Origin of the sequence: Streptomyces sp. WM4235, from assembly GCF_001279725.1 — a bacterium.
In the GTDB taxonomy this organism is placed as follows: domain Bacteria; phylum Actinomycetota; class Actinomycetes; order Streptomycetales; family Streptomycetaceae; genus Streptomyces.
Genome location: NZ_LGDE01000429.1, coordinates 31,581 through 48,779 on the forward strand (window position 1 = coordinate 31,581; position 17,199 = coordinate 48,779).

General features: G+C 72.3%; 12 protein-coding genes. 10 read left to right on the top strand and 2 right to left on the bottom strand.

The genetic code is table 11. The features are described from left to right. Positions 1–35 precede the first annotated feature (35 nt). The 10 genes from ADK55_RS26370 to ADK55_RS26415 are packed head-to-tail and all read left to right on the top strand — an operon-like array spanning position 36 to position 12,603. Positions 36–857, top strand: a complete 822-nt coding sequence (locus ADK55_RS26370) for a transketolase (protein ID WP_053682299.1) — start codon at positions 36–38, stop codon at positions 855–857. Beyond that, positions 850–1,773: a transketolase family protein gene (locus tag ADK55_RS26375; protein ID WP_053682300.1), complete on the top strand. Its 924-nt coding sequence runs from the start codon at positions 850–852 to the stop codon at positions 1,771–1,773. Before ADK55_RS26370 ends, ADK55_RS26375 begins: the two co-directional genes overlap by 8 nt. Continuing rightward, complete coding sequence (locus ADK55_RS26380; protein WP_078999428.1) at positions 1,770–3,503, top strand: thiamine pyrophosphate-binding protein; 1,734 nt, start codon at positions 1,770–1,772, stop codon at positions 3,501–3,503. Before ADK55_RS26375 ends, ADK55_RS26380 begins: the two co-directional genes overlap by 4 nt. Further along, on the top strand, positions 3,496–4,797 hold the full coding sequence (locus ADK55_RS26385; RefSeq protein ID WP_053682302.1) for a condensation domain-containing protein: 1,302 nt from the start codon (positions 3,496–3,498) through the stop codon (positions 4,795–4,797). The genes ADK55_RS26380 and ADK55_RS26385 overlap by 8 nt, the downstream gene beginning before the upstream one ends. A 34-nt stretch (positions 4,798–4,831) precedes the next feature. After that, entirely contained in the window at positions 4,832–5,743 is a 912-nt protein-coding gene (locus ADK55_RS26390; protein WP_053682303.1) for a phytanoyl-CoA dioxygenase family protein, read from the top strand. After that, positions 5,730–8,237, top strand: a complete 2,508-nt coding sequence (locus ADK55_RS37935) for an amino acid adenylation domain-containing protein (RefSeq protein ID WP_063839616.1) — start codon at positions 5,730–5,732, stop codon at positions 8,235–8,237. The genes ADK55_RS26390 and ADK55_RS37935 overlap by 14 nt, the downstream gene beginning before the upstream one ends. Beyond that, a complete protein-coding gene (locus ADK55_RS26400; protein ID WP_053682304.1) occupies positions 8,228–9,238 on the top strand; it encodes a zinc-dependent alcohol dehydrogenase in 1,011 nt (336 codons plus the stop codon). Before ADK55_RS37935 ends, ADK55_RS26400 begins: the two co-directional genes overlap by 10 nt. Then, positions 9,235–10,314 carry an N-acetyl-gamma-glutamyl-phosphate reductase gene (gene argC / locus ADK55_RS26405; RefSeq protein WP_053682305.1) on the top strand — a complete coding sequence of 360 codons (1,080 nt, stop codon included), beginning with the start codon at positions 9,235–9,237 and terminating at the stop codon, positions 10,312–10,314. Before ADK55_RS26400 ends, argC begins: the two co-directional genes overlap by 4 nt. 5 nt (positions 10,315–10,319) lie before the next feature. Continuing rightward, positions 10,320–11,486: a phosphoglycerate kinase gene (pgk, locus tag ADK55_RS26410; protein WP_234350250.1), complete on the top strand. Its 1,167-nt coding sequence runs from the start codon at positions 10,320–10,322 to the stop codon at positions 11,484–11,486. Continuing rightward, positions 11,476–12,603 carry an iron-containing alcohol dehydrogenase gene (locus ADK55_RS26415; protein ID WP_053682311.1) on the top strand — a complete coding sequence of 376 codons (1,128 nt, stop codon included), beginning with the start codon at positions 11,476–11,478 and terminating at the stop codon, positions 12,601–12,603. Before pgk ends, ADK55_RS26415 begins: the two co-directional genes overlap by 11 nt. 145 nt (positions 12,604–12,748) lie before the next feature. On the opposite strand, the gene ADK55_RS26420 is transcribed toward ADK55_RS26415, so the two are convergent. After that, positions 12,749–16,933, bottom strand: coding sequence for a bifunctional nitrate reductase/sulfite reductase flavoprotein subunit alpha (locus tag ADK55_RS26420; protein ID WP_053682307.1), 4,185 nt, complete (start codon positions 16,931–16,933; stop codon positions 12,749–12,751). An 80-nt stretch (positions 16,934–17,013) separates the two neighbouring features. Further along, on the bottom strand, positions 17,014–17,199 hold a 186-nt coding region (locus tag ADK55_RS40110), incomplete at its 5' end, for a hypothetical protein (protein WP_234350248.1).

The following is a 17,199-nucleotide window of genomic DNA, read 5'->3' on the forward strand; positions in this document are numbered from 1 at the left end:
GATGTTCCATCAGACATGAACCAGGAAGGAACACAGTGTCGTTGCAAGACGCGGCCACGGTGCGCCGCCAGGCGGCGCGCGCCCGGGCGCTCGCGCTGACCACGGTCAGCACCGCCAAGACCGGTCACATCGGCGCGGATCTGTCCGCCATGGACATCCTCTGCGCCCTCTACTTCGGCGTGCTTCGCGGCGAGGCCGACGAGGCGGACCGGGACCGGTTCATCCTCAGCAAGGCACATGCGTCCGCGGCCATGTACAGCGTGCTGGCGCTGAAGGGGCTGCTCCCGGAAGAGGAGCTGGCGACCTTCGGCGGCGAGAACTCGCGGCTGAGCACCGTGGTGTCGACCCGGGTGCCGGGCATCGAGTTCAACACCGGCTCGCTCGGCCACGGCCTCTCCCTCGGCGTCGGCTCCGCGCTCGGTGCCCGCATCCAGGGCTCCACGCGGCGCACCTTCGTGCTGACCGGTGACGGCGAGCTCCAGGAGGGCAGCAACTGGGAAGCGGCGATGCTCGCGGCCTCCCGCAACCTCGACAGCCTCGTCGCGGTCGTCGACCGCAACCTCGCCCAGAAGGGCGCCAGCACCGAGGACATCAACGCCCTGGAGCCGCTCGACGACAAGTGGCGCTCCTTCGGCTGGGAGGTGCGCACCGTCGACGGGCACGACATCGACGCGCTGCTCGACGTGTTCCGTTCGGCGCCGCTGACCCCCGGCAAGCCGACCTGCGTCATCGCCTCCACGGTCAAGGGCAAGGGCGTGTCCTTCATGGAACGCAACCTCGAATGGCACAGCCGCCAGATCACGCCGGAACTTCTGCAGCAGGCGCTCCAGGAGCTTGAGGAGGTCTCCAATGACTGACTGCGCCACCGCGTTCTCCGCCGCTCTGCTCGAGCTGGCGCGCAAGGACGAGCGGATCTGCATCGTCAACAACGACTCCGCCGAGACCCACTCCGCGCTCGGCTTCCAGTCCGAGTTCCCCGACCGCTTCGTCGATGTCGGCATCGCCGAGCAGAACCTGGTGGGCGTCTCGATCGGCCTGGCCAACAGCGGTCTGCGCCCGTTCGTCTACTCCGCCTCCTGCTTCATGGCCTCACGGGCCCTGGAGCAGATCAAGAACGCCGCCTACACCAACTCCGACGTCATCTTCTGTGGCTTCGTCAGCGGGCTGGCCTACGGCGCGCTCGGCGGCACCCACCACGCGGTCGAGGACCTGGCGTGGATGCGCGCCATCCCGCGCATGAAGGTGCTCGCACCGGCAACGCCCCGCGACACCGTCGCCGCGCTCCACGAGGCCCTTGCCCACGACGGTCCGGTCTACATCCGGATCGTCAGCAAGCTCGACACCCCCGAACTGTTCCCGGCCGACCACACCTTCAGCTACGGCGGATCGGCCCAGCTGCGCGACGGCGCCGACGTCACCCTGATCGGCAGCGGTCTGCTCACCACCCGACTCGTGGAGGCCGCCCGCCTCCTCGCCGAGGACGGTGTGGAGGCCCGCGTCCTGCACCTGGGCTCCGTCGAACCGATCGACACCGAGGCCATCGCCAGGGCGGCACGCGAGACGGGCCGACTCGTGGTCGCCGAGGACCACGTGGTCAACGGCGGCCTCGGCGGCGCGGTCGCCGAGGTCGTGGTGCGCACCACCCCCGTGCCCGTCCTGCAGATCGGCATACCGCAGGTGTTCGCACCCATCGGCCCCGCCGAGTTCCTTTACGAGCACTTCGGGCTGACGGCGCAAGGGCTGGCACAGCGGGTACGGCAGTGGTTGGGATGACGGTGCGTGTGGCCGACTATGTGGCCTCCTACTTGCATGCCCTGGGTGTCCGCACCTGTTACGGCCTGTCCGGTACCGGTTCGATCCACCTCGACCACGCCTTCTCCCAGCAGCCGGACCTGCTCAGCGTCTGTGCCCGGCACGAGACCGCGGCCGCGCTGATGGCCACGGGTGCCGCCAAACTCACCGGGACCCTGGGGGTCGCCCTGGTCACCAGCGGCCCCGGCGCGGTGAACGCGCTCGCCGGGCTGGTCGACGCCTACGCCGACGGCGTACCCGTGCTGGTCATCTCCGGCCAGGTCGAGACCCGGCACATCGACGAGGACGCCCGTTCGTTCGGCGTCCAGGGATTCGCCGTCGTGAAGAGCGCCCGGAGCATGACCAAGTACGCCGCGGTGGTGGAGCAGCCGTCCGACATCCGGTCGCATCTGGACCGGGCCGTCCGGGAAGCGCTCTCGGGCCGGCCGGGCCCGGTGTGGCTGGACATCCCGCTCGACGTGCAGGCGGCCGAGATCGATCCGGCGACCCTGCGCGGGGAGCCGTCCGTCGAAGGCGAGCCGAGGGGTGCGGGTGCCCGGCAGGCCGCCCGGCAGATCATGGCCATGCTGCGCGGCGCCGAACGGCCCCTGGTCGTCGCAGGCCAGGGAATCCGTCAGGGCGCGGCCGAGGAGCAGTTCCAGACGCTGATCGAGCGGCTGCGGCTGCCGGTGGTCGCCTCGCGGCTGGGCAATGACCTGCTGCCGTACGACTCGCCGCTGTGGTTCGGCCAGGGCGGCATCCGCGGGCGGCTCTACCCGAACCTGATCATGGCTCAGGCAGATCTGGTCCTCTCCCTGGGGTCCAGTCTGTCGATCGGTTTCGTCGGCGAGGACGCCGACGGCTTCGACCCCGACGCGACGGTCGTCGCGGTGGACATCGACCCGTCCCAGTTGAAGAAGAAGGGTGTGCGCATCGACTTCCCGGTGTGCATGGACGTCCGCGACCTGCTCGACGCGCTGCTCCTCGAGTCGGCGGAGTCGACCGAGCCGGCCGCGAGCGAACGCTGGCTGGCCACCTGCGCCGAGCTGAAGGAGGCGCACCCCACGATCGCCGGCGGCGAGCTGCGGGAACCCCTCAACTCGTACCGCTTCGTCGAGCGGCTGGACGCGCACACCGGTCCCGGCCACGTCTTCGTGGTCGACACCGGAAGCGCCTACTACGTGACGGGCCAGACCCTGGAGTTCTCCGCCTCGCAGCGGGAGATCACCTCCGCGGCATTCCTCAACATGGGGGCCGCGGTGCCCATGGCGGTGGGTGCGGCGTTCAGCAGGCCCGACTGCCAGGTGCTGGTGCTCGTGGGCGACGGAGCCATCGAGCTGAACATCCAGGAGCTGGCGACCATCAGTCAGTACGCCCTGGACATCAAGGTGTTCGTGCTGAACAACGGCGGGTACGCCTCGATCCGGGAATCACAGGAAGCCCTGTGCGACGGCCCCGCCCTGGATGAGCCGGAGGCGCTGAACTTCCGCGATGTGGCGAAGGCGTTCGGCCTGCCGTACCGCAGGCTGGAGCGCGCCGACTCGCTCGACGCCGACCTCGCCGGGCTGTTGGCGCACCCGGGACCCGAGCTCGTCGAGGTGATGTGCGACCCGAACCAGCTGCTGCTGCGCCCGCTTCGAGCGGACGGTGGCGTACGGGCCCATGACGGCGCCTCCCTCGTGCGACCGGTGAAGGAGCGCAATCATGCGTGAGTCGATGCCCGTCTCCTGGAACCAGCGGCACCGCCTGGGCCAGACCCTGGAGGACGCCGAGAGCGGGGTCTTCAACCCCCACCACGCCACCCTCCCGCTGGCGTTCACCGGGCCCGTGGACCTGGCCGCCATGAACCGTGCCTGGCACGCCCTGCAGCGGCGCCACCCGGTGCTGCTGAGCGGCTTCGACCTGGACGCCATGGTGTGGCACATCGGGCTGGCCGATCCGGTGGACCTCCGGCAGATGGCCACCGCCGGGACCGAGGACGCCGATGTCGCGGCTCTGCGGTCGGCCTGCGCGGCCCCCTTCGACCTGGAGCGGGGCCCGATGGCCCGGCTTCTGGTGATGACCCGCCCCGACGAGGAGACGTACTTCGCCCTCGTCGCCGAGCACCTGGTCAGCGACGGCTGGTCGCTCAACGTCCTGGCGCGCGACTTGTCCGCGCTCTACGCCGCCGAGCGCGACGGCCCGGGGCTCGAACTGCCGCCCGTGCGGATGACGTTCCCCGACTTCGTCCGGCGGCAGAACCGGATGATGGACTCCCCCGAGGGGAAGCAGGCCCTGGAACGGCTGGCGGCGGGGCTGAGCGGGGTCGGGGCGATCCCGACGATGCCGATCTCCGGTTTCAGCGGGCACTCGCCCGTCCGCTACGAGGCGAAGGACGGCTTCAGCCGCCGGCTGCCGCTCGACGTCTGCCAGAGCCTGGGCGCGGTGGCCAGGCCGCTGCGGATGACCGCCTTGAACCTCATGCACGCCGCGCTGCACCGCTCGCTGTCCACCCTTTCCGGCAGCGAGTCGGTGGCCACCACGCTCTCGACCGCCAACCGGGAGCTGCCCGACCTGCACCAGACCACGGGCTGGCTGGCCAGCAAGGCCGTCCTGACCAGCGAACCGGGGAGCCGGCCCGACACGGAGGACTATCTCCGGCACTTCCGCCGGCAGACGCTCACCACCCTGGACGACGGCCATGTGCCCTGGCCCGCCCTGATCGACCGGATGGACCCGGAGGCCGTGGGACGGCAGTCCCGCGTCCCGTACGTCACCTTCAACGCCCGCCCCCTCGGCATGCGCAAGACGGTCGGCACCGTCGAGATGCCCGGGGTGCGGACCCGGCCGCTGCCCATCGCCGTGGGTTGGCACGACGCCTCGATCGCGACCTTCTGGGTCGAGGACGAGGACGGCGTGACGGCGACCGTCAACTTCAAGACCGACTGGTATGCGCGCGGGGACGTCGAGGCCCTGTGGGACGGCGTGGACGCCCTGCTGCACACCTGGGCCACCCAGCGCCGCTGACGGCACGTTCCCTGTTGTCAAGAGAGGATTCATCATGATGCACGTTTCGACCATGCGCGACTCCACGTTGGTGACGCGGCGAGAGCGCGACTGGACACCGCTGACGGAGGAGCAGCTCGAAGGCTACGAGCGGGACGGCTACATCCACCTCAAGGGCGTCTTCAATCAGGACGAGGTGGCCCGGGGCCTCGAACTCATCGACGACGTGGTCGCCAAGGGCGCGCCGACGATCGAGAACCACGCGAGCTTCACCGACCGCAGCCACACCGTCCGCGTCCGCGACGCGGTCAGCCGCACCTCGGAGATGGACCACTTCCTCGACCACCCCAAGCTGGTCGGGCCGCTGATGTCCCTGTTGAACGGCAGCGTCCAGATCCTGGGAACCGAGATATTCGTCCGGTCCCTACAGGAGGAGGCCCTGGAGTACTGGCACACCGACGGCGGCGAGTACCTGCAGCGGATCCAGCTGACCCCGGGCAGCCCCGGCCTCCAGGTCAAGGCACAGATCTTCTTCACGGACGTCACCGAGCCCAACAGCGGCAACTTCCTGCTGATCCCCGGCAGCCACCGCAAGCTGCCCACCAGCAACAACGCACTGTGTTACATGGAGGAGCTGGACGAGCCGCTGCGCCGCGGCGTGCTGCCGGACGACGCCGTCGAGGTCAAGGCAGCGCCGGGCGACGTGCTCCTCTTCCCGTACTCGCTCTGGCACGCCGTGGCGCCCAACACCCACCGTGAGCGGAAGACGTTCATCCTCCGCTACGGCCAGCTGTGGCACCGTCCGCACGACTACTTCAGCCAGCCCCGGGAGATCCTGGACCGCATGTCGCCCCGACTCCGCCGCATGTTCGGCGACTTCGGCGACGACGCGCACCCCACCGACTACTACAAGCCGGTCGACCAGGGTGACGTCATGGCCGTCGGAGGTACCTGTGACCAGCGCTGACCCACTGGTCGGCGCCCGCAGCCTGACCGACCTGTTCGCCAGGTCGGTCAGGCTGCGCGGCGACGCCGCCGCCCTCTCCGAGAGCGGCCGGAAGATCACCTATGCGGAGCTCGACGAGGCGTCGGACGCCGTCGCCGTGCTGCTCGCCGACGCCGGGGTGGGCCGCGGCGACCTGGTGGGCGTGCTCCTGGAGCGCTCCCACCGGGTGCCCGGCTGGATCCTCGGCATCCTCAAGTCGGGGGCGGCCTACGTACCGCTCGACCCGACCTACCCCCGCGAGCGGCTGCACTACATGGTCGCCGACGCGCGGGTGAAGATCCTCGTCGGCGACCCGGAGCAGGCGGCCGCCTGCGGGCTGGACGGCGTCGATGTCATCGACCCCCGCTCGTCCGCGCCCGGCGTCACGCCCCCGTTCGAGCCCGCCGCCACACCGGACCCGCAGGATCCGGCGTACGTCATCTACACCTCGGGGTCCACCGGGCAGCCCAAGGGCTGTGTCGTGACGCACGCCAACGTGCTGGCGCTCCTCGAAGCCACGCTGCCGCTGTTCGACCTCGGACCGCGGGACCGCTGGTCGCTCTTCCACTCCTTCAGCTTCGACTTCTCCGTCTGGGAGCTGTGGGGGCCGCTGGCCACCGGCGGTACCGCCGTGGTGATTCCCGCGGCGGCGGCCCGCGCGACCGAGGACTTCCTGCGGCTGCTGGCCGACGAGGGTGTCACGGTGCTCAACCAGGTGCCCTCCGTCTTCCGGTTCCTGGCCCGCGAGTACGCCGACTCCGGCGCGCCCGACCTCGCCTTGCGGTACGTGATCTTCGGTGGCGAGAACGTCGACCTGGACGTCGTCAAGGCGTACACGGACGCCGCCGGGGACCGGGCACCGGAGTTCGTCAACATGTACGGCGTCACCGAGACGACCGTGTTCACCACGGTCAGGACGCTCACCCCCGCGGACCTCGCCGGCGCCGTGCGCTCGCCCATCGGGGTACCGCTCCCCCACCTGTCGGTCCGACTCCTCGACGGTGAGCTCGCACCGGTGCCCGACGGCGAGGCCGGCGAGATGTGGGTGGCCGGTACCGGGGTGACGGCGGGCTATCTGCACCGGCCCGAGCTCACCGCCGACCGCTTCCGCACGTTCGACGGGACGCGCTGGTACCGCACCGGCGACCTCGCCCGCCGGCTGCCGGACGGCGCCCTGGAGTACCTGGGCCGCAACGACCAGCAGGTCAAGATCCGCGGCCACCGGGTGGAGCTCGCCGAGGTGGAGGAGGCGCTGCGGGCCGACGCGGCCGTCCACGACGCCGCCGCCGCGGTGACGTACGACGCCGACGGCACCGCCGTGCTGGTGACGCTGGTGGTTCCGGCGGGCGACGGCGCGTTCAGCGTCGCCGCGCTGCGCCGCCACGCCCGCGCCACCGTGCCCGCCTATCTGGTGCCCAACCGCTTCCTGCGGGTGGACACGCTGCCGCTGACCCCGTCCGGCAAGCTGGACCGGCGCGCGGTCCAGGAACTCGCCCAGGCGGGCGGCGCCCCGCCGCCCGCGCCCGCCGCCGCGCGCACCCGGGTGCTGGTGGTGGACCCCATCCACGAGAGCGCCCTGGCGGAACTGCGCCGCACCCACGACGTCCACGTCGAGCTGCGGCCCCCGGCCGACCGCCTGCTGCGGCTGGTCGAGGACGTCGAGGTCATCGTGGTGCGCAGCGGTGTGCGCATCGACGCGGACGTCATACGGGCGGCGCCCCGGCTGAAGGTCGTGGCGCGGGCGGGCTCCGGGGTCGACAACATCGACCTCGACGCCGCCGAAGCCGCCGGGGTGGCCGTGTTCAACGTTCCCGGCGTGTCCGCGCCGGCCGTCGCCGAACTGGCCCTGGGGCTCATGCTGTCGGCCGCCCGCCACATCGTCCTGGCCGACCGCCAGGTGCGGGCCGGAGTCTGGAACAAGGCCGCCCTCGCGGGCATCGAACTCGGCGGGAAGACCCTCGGCCTGGTGGGTCTGGGCCAGATCGGCTCGCGCCTCGCCGAGTTGGCGCGGGGCATGGGGATGCGGGTGGTCGCCACCGTCGACCGGGACACGCCCGAGCGCCGGGTGCGACTGCGTGGGCAGGGAATCGAAGCCGTTCCCCTGGAAGAGCTGTTGGCCACCGCCGACGTGGTGTGCCTGGCCGTGCCGCTCACCGACCGTACGCACCATTTGATCGACGACCGCTCGCTGCGGGCCATGAGGCGTTCGGCGTTGCTGGTCAACATCTCGCGGGGGCCCGTGGTCGACGAGGAGGCCCTGTACCGGGCGCTCACCGAGGGCGAGATCGCGGGCGCCGCACTCGACGTGGTGGCCGAGGAGGGCAACCCGGGCCGCCTCGCCGAGCTGGACAACGTCGTGATCACGCCGCACATCGGCGCGATGTCGGCGGACTCCCAGGAACGCATCGGCCGGATCCTCCTCGACTCGCTGCACGAGGTGCTCGCCGGACGGAAGGTGGCCACCTCATGCCGATGAACAGCGCCGTGCTCACGGAGTACGGGCGGATCGAGTACCGCAGCGGGCCACTGCCCGCCGCCGCCGACGGGGAGGAGCTGCTCGTCCGGGTGCTCGCCACCGGCGTGTGCGGGTCGGACCTCGCCACGTACCGGGGCGCGCACCCCTACAAGACCGCGCCGGTCGTCCTCGGCCACGAGCTGTGCGGCGTCGTGGAGCGGGCGGCGGGCGGCTTCGCCGTCGGCGACCTGGTCTGCTCGGCGGCCTACGCGCACTGCGGGAGCTGCGACCGGTGCGCTCAGGGGCTCACCAACCTCTGCCGAGACAAGCGGAATCTGTGCCACCTGGGGTGGGAGGGCTCCTTCGCGGAGTATGTGACGCTCCGGCCGAACATGACCTTCGCCCTGCCCCCGGGCCTCGATCCGGAGCTCGGCGCGCTCGTCGAACCGCTCTCCATCGGCCTGCACGCCATCCGGCTCGCCGGCCCGGCCTCGGGGCGCACGATGCGCGTCATCGGATCCGGCAACATCGGCCTGGCCTGCCTGATCGCGGCACGCCGGCTCGGCTTCACCCGGATCACCTGCACCGACGTCGGACAAGAGAAGGGCGACCGCGCCCTGGCTCTCGGCGCGGACGCGTACGCCGACGTACTCGCCCCGGCCGGCCCGTCCGCCGAGGCGGACGTCGTCGTGGTCGCCGCCGGCCACCCCGGCGCGCTCGACGAGGCGGTCGGCCACGTGCGGGCAGGCGGCACCGTGATCGTGGTCAGCTTCTTCGACGGCCCGGTGGCGCTGGCGGCCAACGCCCTCGTCGGCCGGGAGGTGACGGTCGTCGGCTCCTCGTTGTCGACGGCCGCGGACTTCCACACCGTGATCTCCTGGCTGGCCGCCGGGGAGATCGACCCCCGCCCCATGGTCACGCACCGATTCGCCCTGGCCGACACCGCCGAGGCCATGAGCCTGATGGCCGAGGGCAGGCCCACCACCGGCAAGATCATCCTTACTCCGCGAGGTGACGCATGACGCTCCGTATCGGCATCGTGGGAGGCACGGGCCATGCCGGCGGCGAACTCGCCCGGCTGCTGCTCAACCACCCCGGAGTCGGCTCCATCACGCCCACGGCCCGGGGCGGGGAGGAGTTCGACCGGGTCCATCCCAATCTGCTCGGCTGCGGGCTGGGCTTCGTCGACGTGGATGAACTCCGGCGCCGCGCGGACGACCTCGACGTGGTGTTCTTCTGCACCCCGTCGGGCGAGGCGATGCGTTCGGCGGCCTTCTTCCTGGACCGCGGGGTGAAGGTCGTCGACGTCAGCGCCGACTTCCGCTTCCGCGACCCGCAGAGGTACGCAGAGGTCTACGGCGCGCCACACGCGGCCCCCGACCTGCTCGACGAGGCCGTCTACGGGGTGACCGAACTCCACCGCGAGCAGGTCGCCGAAGCCCGGCTGGTGGCCAACCCCGGCTGCTACGCCATCACCACCGTGCTCGGACTGGCCCCCCTGCTGCGCAGCGGCCTCGCCGACCTGGACGTCCCCGTCCACCTCGCCGCCGTCAACGGCACCACCGGGGCCGGGAACAAGCCGCTCACCGAGATCATGCACGCGGAGGCGTTCGGCTCCATGCTCCCGTACAGCCTCGAAGGGCACCGCCACGCCCCGGAGCTGGAGAACCATCTCGCGCCCCTGGCCGGCCGGGAGTTGTGCGTCGACATGACCACGGCACACGGCAACTTCGCCCGGGGCATCTACATCCAGGCGAGTCTGGCCGTCCGTCCGCAGGAGCGCGCGCGGATCGACCGGGCCTCGCTGCTCGACCTCTACGAGCGCCACTACGCCGACGAGTTCTTCGTTCGCGTCAACAGCGCACCGAAGAAGGCCGGGCTCAACGCCAAGGAGTACGGCGTCTATCCGAGCCTGAAGGCCGTCACCGGCTCCAACTTCTGCCACATCGGCGTGGACTACGACGCCGCCCGGGGGTTCGTCAAGGTGATCGCCGTGACCGACAACCTCGTCAAGGGAGCGGCCGGATCCGCGATCCAGAACATGAACGTGATGTTCGGTCTCGACGAGCGGACCGGCCTGTGCCACTACGGGCTGTGAGCACCATGCGGCTGCTGCGCGATCACCCCGTCGTGCCCGGGGAGCGCTGGGTCTACTCCGCCGGGTTCAACGTCGGCCCCGCGCTGACCGACACCGCCCGGATCGACACCGAGCTGGAGGACCTGCGCGGCCTGGCCGCGGCGGGTGCCCGGGTCGCGCTCCTCAGCCACCAGGGCAGCGCGAAGGACGGCACGGCCCGGCACCTGGACCATCTGGCCGGGTACCTCGGCCGTCGCCTGGGGCGGGAAGTCCGCTATCTGCCGGAGTGTTCCTCGCGGCAGGCCCGGCGCTGGGCCGCGGAGCTGCGCGACGGGGAGATCGCACTGTTCGGCAACGTCCGGCTGGAGGCGGGCGAGGAACGCGGCGACCGCGAACTGGCCGCGGCGCTCGCCCACCTGGGCGACCGGGTGGCGGTCGGCGGATTCTCCAAGGCACACCGCCGCCACGCCTCCAACGTCGGCATCCTCGACTTCCTCCCGGGCTACGCGGCCTCCAGCCTCTTGCGCGAGACCGAGCTGCTGCGACCGTGGGCGGCCGGTGGCGGGGCGGCCGGTTCGGTGGCCGTGCTGGGCGGCGTCAAGCCGGAGAAGACGGTGGTGGGGCTGGAGAGCCTGACGCGCACGTACGACGTGGTGATCCCCGGCGGGGTGGTGCTCAACACCCTGCTGGCGGTCAGCGGGTACGCCATCGGCGCCTCCGAGCTGGGCACCGATGCCGAGCGCTGTGCCACCGTGGCACGCACCGTGCTCGGCGGCCGGCGCCGGGCCCGCATCCACCTGCCTCGTACGGTCCTGATCGCCGGCCCCGACGGCGCGACCCGGACCGTGGCCGTCGAGGCGGGTGTCCCGGACGGCTGGGCCATCGTCGACTTCGACCTGGAGCGGTGGGCGGTGGACGCGGTACGGGAAGCCGGCCGGGTCCTGGTGGCCGGCACCCCCGGCAGACACGCCGAGGGAAACCACCGTGCCGCGGCGGCGGTGCTGGGTGCCCGTGCACCCGGCGAGCCGCACACCCTGCTGCTCGGCGGCGACACCGTCACGGAGCTTCCCTGGACCGGCCCCCGGTCCACCGGCGGCGGCTCCGCGCTGCACTACCTCGCCGACGGCACCTGCGCCGTCTTCGAGGCACTCGAGGACAACCGGAAGAAGGGAGTCGGTGACCATGCGGCTTGAGTTCCCCGTACCCACCCACGTGGTCTTCGGGAGCGGCACCCTGGACCAGGTCGGCGCGCTCTCGGCCCAGTGGGGCGGGCACGCGCTGATCGTGTGCGGGCGCACCGCGATGCGCCGACACGGCTTCCTGGACCGGGCGGCGGATTCGCTGCGCCGGGCGGGCCTGTCGGTGACCGTCTTCGACAGGATCAGCGCCAACCCCCGGTCCGACGAGATCGACGAGGCCGTCGCGCTGGCGAGGTCACGGTCCTGCGACGTCGTGATCGGCCTCGGCGGCGGCAGCGCCATCGACGCGGCCAAGGCCGTGGCCGTGGCCGGCCCGTACGACACCGTGCGCGACATCATCGGCGAGACGCTCGCCGCCTCACCGTCCGCGCTCCCCGTCATCGCCGTGCCGACCACGGCCGGCAGCGGGTCCGAGGTCACCAAGGGGGCCATCGTCACCGACGTCGTCCGGGGCTTCAAGTCCGGCATCCGGGGCGACGACGTCTTCCCCAAGGTCGCCATCGTGGACCCGGACCTCACCGCGCCCCTCCCGGTCGCGGTCGCCGTCGAGACCGCCTTCGACGCGCTCGCCCACGCGATCGAGGGCCATGTGGCGGCCCGCGCGACGGACGAGAGCCGGTCCCACGCGCGGCACGCCATCGCGCTGATCCGCGACCACCTGCCCCTGGTCGCCGCCGGGAACGCCGGCCCGCGGACGCGGGAGGCGATGGCCCACGCCGCACTGCTCGGCGGCGTCAACGTCGCCTGCGCGAGCACCTGTCTGCCGCACCGGCTCCAGCAGGCGATGGGCGCGGTCCGGCGGATCGACGTACCGCACGGCAGGGGCCTGGCCCTGCTCTACCCCGCCTGGCTGCGCACCGTGCATCCGCACGCCGAGGACGGTCTCGCCGATGTCGCCGAGGCCCTGGGCCACCACGACATCCACCAGGCCGTGTCCGGCGTGCTGGACACGACGGGGCTGGCGACCGGACTGGAGGACTGGGGGTTCACCGCACGCGACATCGACACGTTCGTCGAGGGCATCAGCGGGAATCTCGACAACGATCCCACCCCGGACATCGACACCGACCTCATCCGGCACATCTACGCGGAGTCCTTCCGCACGCCGTGAGTCACACCAAGGCGGCCGACATCGTGCGTCGGTGACGTCCTGTCACACCGAATCCCTCCGGCCCGGCCCCTGGTCCGGCCGGAGGGATTCCGGTGCCCGGGATCTGGCAGGCGCGCCCGGGCCGCCGGTCGGTTCCGTGGCCGGATCAGTAGACGTCGCGGGCGTAGCGCCGGTCCGCGGCGAGCTGCTTCAGGTACGCGGTCGCCTCGTCGGCGCTCAGGCCGCCGTGGGTCACGGCCACGTCGCGCAGGGCCCGGTCCACGTCCTTGGCCATGCGGCTCGCGTCGCCGCACACGTAGAAGTGGGCGCCGTCCTGGAGCCAGGACCACAGTTGGGCGCCGTGCTCGCGCATGCGGTCCTGGACGTAGACCTTGGTCCGCTGGTCGCGGGAGAAGGCCAGGTCGAGGCGGCTGAGGGTGCCGTGCCGGTGGAGTTCCTCCAGTTCGGTGCGGTACGAGAAGTCGGTGGCGCGGCGCTGTTCGCCGAAGAACAGCCAGTTGGCGCCCGGGTGGCCGAGGGCGCGGCGGTGTTCGAGGAAGCCCATGAACGGGGCGATGCCGGTGCCGGGGCCGACCATGACGGCCGGGGTGTCGGGGCCGGCGGGCGGCCGGAAGTTCGCCGAGCGCCGGACGAACAGCGGTACGGGTGTGCCCGGTTCGGCGTCGGCGAGGAAGCCGGAGGCGACGCCCTTGCGCCGGTGGCCGCGCGGTCCCTCGTAGCGCAGGACGGACACGGTCAGGCTGACCTCGCGCGGGTCGACGAGGGGGCTGGAGGAGATCGAGTAGAGGCGGGGGCGGAGCGGTTTGAGGCGGTCGACCCACTCCTGGGCGCCGAGTCGGACCGGGAACTCGGCCAGGACGTCGACGGGCTGTCGCCCCCAGGTCCAGCGGGCGAGGCCGTCCTTGTTGTCGGGGCGCGTCAGGTGCTTCAGGGTGCGGTCGCCGGTCTGTTCGGTGATGAGGCGCAGCAGGTCGGTGGTGACGCGCGTGATGTCCAGGTGTCGGTGGAGCGCCTCGGCGAACGGCATCGGGTCGTGGCCGTCGACGGCGACCTCGGCGTCCGGGGACAGGCCGGTGGCGGCCAGCCATTGCGTCACCAGCTCGGGGCAGTTGACGGGCTGGACCCCGAGGGCGTCGCCGGCCTCGTACGCGGGGCCGTCCTCGCCCAGGTCGAAGGTGAACCGGCGGATCTCCTTGGCGGCGCCGGGCAGGCTCAGCAGCCGGTTGCCGGACAGTCGGGCGAGGTGCGGGGCGTCCTTGCGCGCGGGGCCCGCGGTGGTAGGGGACACGGGGGCCGGTGCGGGCTCGGGGCCGGCCGGGGGGTGCGGGGCGCCGGTCAGGGCGGTGCGGATCCGCTCCAGCCACTGCCGGGCCGGTTCCTCGTAGTCGGGCTCGCAGTCGACCCGGGGCAGGAGGCGCACGGCCCCGAGTTCGTCGAGGCGCCGGTCGAGCCGGCGGCCGTGGCCGCAGAAGGCGTCGTACTGGGAGTCGCCGAGGGCCAGTACGGCGTACCGGACGTCCTGGAACGCGGGGGCGGCAAGGTCGCCGAGCGCCTCCCAGAACCCGGCCCCGTTGTCGGGGGCGTCGCCGTCGCCGAACGTGCTGGTGACGACCAGCAGGTCGGTGCCGGCGGTCAGGGAGAGCGGCGTGCGGTCCGCCATGTCGTGCACGGCCGCCGGGTACCCGTCCGCGGCCAGTCGGTCGCCGATGGTGGTGGCGAGGTCCTCGGCGTTGCCCGTCTGGGAGGCCCACAGGACCACGATCCGTCGGGCCGGGGTGTCCGGGGCGGAGGGGTCCGACGCCCCGCCCGGTGTGGTTTCCGGGGGCGCGGGCGGTCCCGCGGGCGGCTCGGGTGGCGCCGGCCGCGCACGGGAGTACGTACCGGCGAGGACGCCGTCGATCCAGAGCGCGTGCGCGGCCTCGAACGGGGCGTCCGGGGGGAGCGTGGGAACGCCCGCGCCGGGCGGTGCGGCGGCGAGTCCGGTGAGGAAGCCGGAGAGGTAGCGGCGCTCGTGGTCGGCGAGGACCGGTGGCGCGATGTCGCCGGGGCCGCACAGCGCCGCCAGGGCGGGGACGGGCGCGGGGGCGGCCCGCGGGGTGGTCGTCTCGGCGGCTCCGGCCGGCGCCGGGGGCGTGGCGGGCAGCGGGGCCCGGGTCCTGGTCAGTGTCACCGCGCAGGCCTTGAACTCGGGTTGGAAGGAGATCGGGTCGACGGCGTCGTTCGTGACGGCGTTCACGCCGAGGTATTCGCCGAACAGGTCGTTCCAGTGGAAGGGGGCGAAGCAGTTCCCCGGCCTGACCCGGTCGGTGACGACGGCGGGCAGCACCGCCCGGCCCCGCCGGGAGGCCACCTCCACGCCGTCGCCGGCGGTGATGCCGAGGGAGGCCGCGTCCCGCGGGTGGATCTCGACGAACGGCCCGGGGTTGAGTTTGTTCAGCTTGGCGACCCGGCCCGTCTTGGTCAGGGTGTGCCACTGGTGCTGGAGACGCCCGGTGTTGAGGACGAACGGGTAGTCGTCGTCGGGCAGTTCGGCGGCGGGGAGGTGCGGGCGGGCGTGGAAGACGGCCCGCCCGGTGTCGGTCGGGAACACCAGGCGGGGGCGGGTGCCGTCCGGGCGCTCGACCAGGGTCTGGCTGACGCCGTCGTTGAGGTAGCGGATCGGGTTGCGGTCGGGGCCGCCGGGCGCGGCCGGCCACTGCACGGGGGTGGAGCGCAGCCGTTCGTAGGTGACGCCGCGCAGGTCCCAGCCGGTCCGGGGGTTCCAGGCCTGCCGCAGTTCCTCGAACACCTCCTCGGCGCAGGTGTACGTGAACGCGTCGGCGAATCCCATCTCGCAGGCGACCCGGGCGATCAACCGCCAGTCGGGGACCGCCTGACCGGGCGGGTCGGCGGCTCCCGGGACCAGGGTGAGGTTGCGCTCGGAGTTGATCATCACCCCGTCCGACTCGGACCACAGGGTGGCGGGGAGCACGATGTCGGCGTAGGCGTTCGTCTCGGTCTCCGCGAACACGTCCTGGGTGATGACCAGTTCGGCGGTCTCCAGGGCCTTGATGACCGTGCCGCGGTTGGCGACCGAGGCGACCGGGTTGGTGCAGATGATCCAGCACGCCTTGATCGCGCCGGCTGCCATCTCCTCGAACATCTCCACGGTGCCGCGCCCGACGTCGGTCCGCAGGGTGCCGCGCGGCACGCCCCACAGGTCCTCGGTGAACTCGCGGTCCTCGTCGACCAGTACGGAGCGTTGCCCGGGCAGGCCGGGCCCCATGTAGCCCATCTCCCGGCCGCCCATGGCGTTGGGCTGGCCGGTGAGGGAGAAGGGGCCGCTGCCGGGTCGGCAGATCGCGCCGGTGGCCAGGTGCAGGTTGACCAGGGCGTTGGTGTTCCACGTGCCGTGGGTGGACTGGTTCAGGCCCATGGTCCAGCAGCTCGTCCACTCCCCCGCCTCGCCGATCCAGCGGGCGGCGAGGCGGATGTCCGCCTCGGGTATGCCGGTGATCTCGGAGACCCTGTCGGGCGGGTAGTCCGCCAGGAAGGCGGGCATGGCCTCCCAGCCCTCGGTGTGGGCGGCGATGAACTCGGGGTCGGTCCGGCCGTTCTCGACGAGCAGGTGCAGCAGGCCGTTGAGGAGGGCCAGATCGGTGCCCGGCCTGATCTGGAGGAACAGGTCCGCCTTGTCGGCGGTGGCGGTGCGCCGGGGGTCGACGACGACGAGTCGGGCGCCGGCGGCCTTGACGCGGTCCATCATCCGCAGGAAGAGGATGGGGTGGCAGTCGGCCATGTTGGCGCCGATGACGAGGAACGCGTCGGCGTGCTCGAAGTCCTCGTACGAGCCCGGCGGCCCGTCGGCGCCCAGCGAGGACTTGTAGCCGCTGCCGGCGCTCGCCATGCACAGCCGGGAGTTGGACTCGATCCGGCTGGTGCGCAGGAAGCCCTTGGCGAGCTTGTTCGCCAGGTACTGGGCCTCCAGGGACATCTGGCCGGAGACGTAGAGCGCGAGTGCGTCGGGGCCGTGCGCGTCGAGGATCTCCCGGAGGCGGCGGGCCGTCTCGGTGACGGCGGCGTCCACGTCGGCGGGGACGGGTTCGCAGCCGCGGTCCCGGCGGATCAGCGCGGTCTCCAGTCGGCCGGGCGCGGCCGTCATGTCGACGTGGGTGGCGCCCTTGGTGCACAGGCGTCCGGAGTTCGCGGGGTGCTGCCGGTCGCCGGTCACCTTCACCGGGGTCCGGCGTCCGTCGGGGCCGCGGGCGAGGTCCAACACGATCCCGCAGCCGACCCCGCAGTAGGAGCAGACCGTCCGTACCCGGCTGGTCGCCGCATCCGCATCGGCCACAGGAGCCCCCCGTCGGGAACACCGGGTGGCGCCGGGAGCTTCCGGACGCCACCGGGGTGCGCGGGTCCGTCCCGCGACCCTCACCGTAGGAAGCCCGTGTTGCGCGCGCGTGACGGGCGGGACCGCGCGGGCGTTACGACGAACCACACACCCGGCGGGCGGCGGGCGTGAGGTGCGGGGGCGCGGGGGGCCCAGCCGAGCCGGTCCATCCCGGCCATCCCCAGCAGCGGGTCCAGGACCCGTTCCTTGGCGGCGGCGTACGAGGC